This window comes from Luteococcus sp. (assembly GCF_043424415.1).
Classification (GTDB): Bacteria; Actinomycetota; Actinomycetes; order Propionibacteriales; family Propionibacteriaceae; genus Luteococcus.
The window spans coordinates 1-2,697 of record NZ_JBHWOO010000004.1 but is presented as its reverse complement, the minus strand read 5'-3'; the positions used below and the strand labels follow the sequence as shown (position 1 = coordinate 2,697).

The following is a 2,697-nucleotide window of genomic DNA, read 5'->3' as shown; positions in this document are numbered from 1 at the left end:
GCTGGGCTGTTCCTCGCTGGGCTGGTCTTCGGCCCCGCCCTCGGTCTGCTGCGCGGTGGGGGTGGTGGGGCGCTCGTAGCCGCCCTCCTCGGGCTTCAGCCACTGGTACCCCAGGAATGCGCCGAGCGCCAGAACCAGGGCCAGCACCAGGCATCCGCCGCAGGCCATCAGGTTGCGGGAGCGGTTCGGGGCATCGTCACCGGAGGACGCGGTGGAGCCGGCGAACAGGTCCTCCGGCGGGGGAGCGGCGCGGCCGTTGCCTGCTGCGGGGCCCGCTGCGGCAGGGCGTGCGGCAGCCGGGCGCGGAGGTGGGGCCGACGACGCGGGCTGGTTGTCGCCGGAAGTGGGCTGTGCGCCGGCCGGCTTGGTCGCGGGGCCCTGGGGCACCACGTTGGGGCTGTTGATGCGCACGCCGGGTGCAGCCGGGCGCGGCTGGTTCTGCGAGGGCCGGGGATCTCCGGCTCCCGCCTGCGAGGAAGGCTCGGTCACGAGCTACTCCTGTGCGTCGGGGATCGGGGGCGGCGACCCCGAGGAGCCGTGCCGTCCTGCCCGCGGGCAGCGTCGGCATGCTAACCGGCCCTGCGCGTGATGGGCAGTGATCGGGGCTTTGCAGTGGGGTGGGTTACGCGGCCGCCTTGGCCGCAAGGAAGAGATCCACGGGCATCTCGCGGTCCAGCTTCCACACAATTTGCATGGGTCGAGAACCGGTGGCGTGATCGAAGCGGACCGTCCCAAGGCAGGTGTATGGCTCGGTGCCGATGTCACCGGTCTTTGCTCGACGCACGAACAGCACCACGTTCGATCCCCGCGCCTCGTGCTCGGCATAGCGGCGACCCGTGGCGCTCTCGGCACTGGTCGTACTCTGCGACTCCCAGTGGAAGAAATCCTGGTTGATTGCGAAGTCGCGATACATCGTCGTGGGCGAGTAGTCCGCCTCGGACTTCTTCAACGTCACCATCAAGGCGTCGGTGTTGAGGGTAGGCAGCCACTTCACACCCTCGCGGATGGAAGCGGGGTTGCCCTTGTCGAGGGTCCCGAGCCCAAGGCCTGCGAGCAGTTCCTCACGCGAGTACTGCGCGTGGGATCGCAGGGGCGATGCGACGAGTTCTCCGGGCAGGGGCCTGGGGATGACACGGGACTCGCGGTCCAGGATGTCGAGAACGTCCAGAACTTCCTTCACGACATGTTGGCGCGAACGAAGAAGGTTGAGGCCAGCCGTCACGCCCGGACCGTCGCCCGGCCAGAACGAGTGGTAGAGCATCGCTGCGTGAAGCCGCCCGGTCAGGTCATGCGGATGAGAGTCCGAGGTGAGGAGCTGCCGGTACGCCTCGATGCGCTCAGGGTCATCGACATGGGTGAGCGCGCTGATGCGGCGCAGGAACGGGTAATCAGTCTCCGTGCTCAGCACACTGCCGGCAGTAGGGAACGCCCAGTCCACCAGGCTGGTCCAGCTCGCGGGCTTCTTCTCTCCCTGGTAGTTCCTGGCTGCCGGGGTGTAGATGTCGGCGAGGGATCGATCGGCATCGCGTAGGTAGCTGCCCATCGTGTAGTCCCCGGGACCAACCTCAGCGGGCTTGTGCTGGCGCACGTCGACGACAAGATCCTTGGTGCTGAGCTTCAGCTGTTTGCGTACGTTCTCGAGCACGATCTCCTCTGCCACGCGGTCGAAGACGATCTGTGAGCCCGGAGGGAGGAACGGGAAACCCTGCTCGATGCTGCGTGTGAGCTTCTCTCGGGAGAGTCCCGTGAGGGCGCGGTACTTCATGTCGAAGCGGAAGGCCTGGTTCTGGTGTCCGACGAAGTCAAGCACGGTGAGCACAGCCTTGTCATCGGACCGCCGGAGGCCACGGCCCAGTTGCTGCAGGAAGATCGTGGCGGACTGCGTGGGCCGCAACATGAGGACGGTATCGATCATGGGGATGTCGAGGCCCTCGTTGAAGAGGTCCACGGCAAAGATGCAGGTCAGTTCACCGTCACGGAGCTGCTTAAGGCCCTGGCGTCGCTCGATGGGGTGGGACTCACCCGAAAGTGCCAGTGCGGGGAGGCCTGCATCGTTGAATACCTTCGCCATGAAGCGTGCGTGGTCGACACTCACGCAAAAGCCGAGAGCACGCATGCGGGTGGGGTCGGTGATCTTGTCCTGGACCGCGGCGAGCACTTTGCTCGCTCGAGCGTCATTGCCGGTGTACAGGGTGCTCAGTTGGTCGGCGTCGTACCGGCCGCGAGCGAAGCGGATGCCGCTGAGGTCGACCCCGTCGGAAAGTCCGAAGTAATGGAACGGGACGAGCAGATCGGCGCCGAGCGCATCCCACAGGCGCAGCTCGCTGGCGACGCGCCCGTCGAAGAACGCCTCAGAAACGTCGACCCCGTCGGCTCGCTCTGGGGTGGCTGTGAGGCCCAGCAGCTCGCGGGGAGTGAAGTGGTCGAGCAGGCGCCGGTAGGTTGCCGCCTCTGCGTGGTGAAACTCGTCCATCACCACGATGTCGAAGTGGTCGCGCGCCCAACGGGGAAGCTCATCGGCGCGAGCGATGGACTGGATCGAGGCAAAGACGTGCTGGCCGCGAACCGGCTTGTGCCCTCCAACAAGGAGCTCGCCGAAACTGCCGTCCTTCAGGACGTCTCGATACGTGCGGAGAGCTTGATCGAGGATCTCCTTTCGATGCGCGACGAACAGAAGCGACGGCTTGACCCCTGGAG

The 2,697-nt window shown here is 66.3% G+C and carries 1 protein-coding gene and 1 pseudogene; both read right to left on the bottom strand.

What is annotated here, in order from left to right:
• Nucleotides 1-489, bottom strand: a pseudogene (locus tag ACHFFZ_RS00140) (hypothetical protein); the annotation flags it as partial.
• A gap of 133 nt (nt 490-622) precedes the next feature.
• A partial coding sequence (locus ACHFFZ_RS00135; protein ID WP_394274639.1) for a DUF3427 domain-containing protein occupies nt 623-2,697 on the bottom strand: 2,075 nt, incomplete at its 5' end.